Annotated in this window: 1 protein-coding gene; it reads left to right on the top strand. The window is 65.1% G+C overall.

The window, feature by feature from the left end:
• A partial coding sequence (locus tag A5745_RS10570; protein ID WP_139329539.1) for an AMP-binding protein occupies positions 1-933 on the top strand: 933 nt, incomplete at both ends.

Below are 933 nucleotides of genomic sequence, written 5' to 3'. Positions count from 1 at the left end.
GCCATCATCCGCTGATTCAGGTGATGTTGGCCTGGCAGAACTTCGCCGGTCATGAGGATCCGGCGGCGGGTTTGGTGCTAGACGGTGTTGAGGTCAGCCCGATTCCGTTGGATACCCATAGCGCGCGTATGGATCTGGCGTTTTCGTTGGGGGAGCGTTTCACCGAGGCTGGTGAGCCCGCCGGAATCGGTGGGGCGGTGGAATTTCGCACCGACGTATTCGACCCGGAAAGCATCCAGGTGCTCATCGAGCGGTTGGAGCGGGTGTTGATGGCGATGACCGCCGATGCGGGGCGGCGCGTGTCGTCGGTGGATGTGCTCGACCAGTCCGAACATGCCCGCTTCGATGAGATCGGTCACCGGGCGGTGCTCAGCGCGGATGCCACAGCGCCGGTGTCGGTTCCGGAGTTGTTCGCCGCGCAGGTGGCCGCCACTCCGGAGGCGGTGGCGCTCAGTTGTGGTGAGCAGTCCTGGACTTACCGCCAACTCGATGAGGCGGCTAATCGGTTGGCGCATTTGTTGGTTGGCCGGGGCGTGGGTGCTGGGTGTGTGGTGGGGGTGTTGCTGGCGCGCTCTCCACACGCTATCGCCGCGATCACCGCTGTGTTGAAAGCCGGGGCGGCGTATCTGCCCATCGACCCTGAACATCCGCGGGAGCGTATCGAGTTCATGCTCACCGATGCCGCGCCGGTGGCGGTGTTGAGCACCGCGGATCTGGCTGGGCGCCTCGACGGGTTGGGCGTGGCGGTCATCGACATCACCGACCCCGGGGTGCAGAGCCAGTCGAGCACCCCTTTACCAGCGCCGGGCCCCGAGGATATCGCCCATCTGATTTACACCTCAGGCACCACCGGGGTGCCCAAGGGGGTGGCGGCCACCCACCGCAACATCACCCAGCTGTTGGCGTCGTTGGATGCTGATTTGCTGGCCGAGT

It is taken from the genome of Mycobacterium sp. IS-2888 (assembly GCF_001954215.1).
In the GTDB taxonomy this organism is placed as follows: domain Bacteria; phylum Actinomycetota; class Actinomycetes; order Mycobacteriales; family Mycobacteriaceae; genus Mycobacterium.
This window is presented reverse-complemented; position numbering and strand designations above follow the sequence as displayed.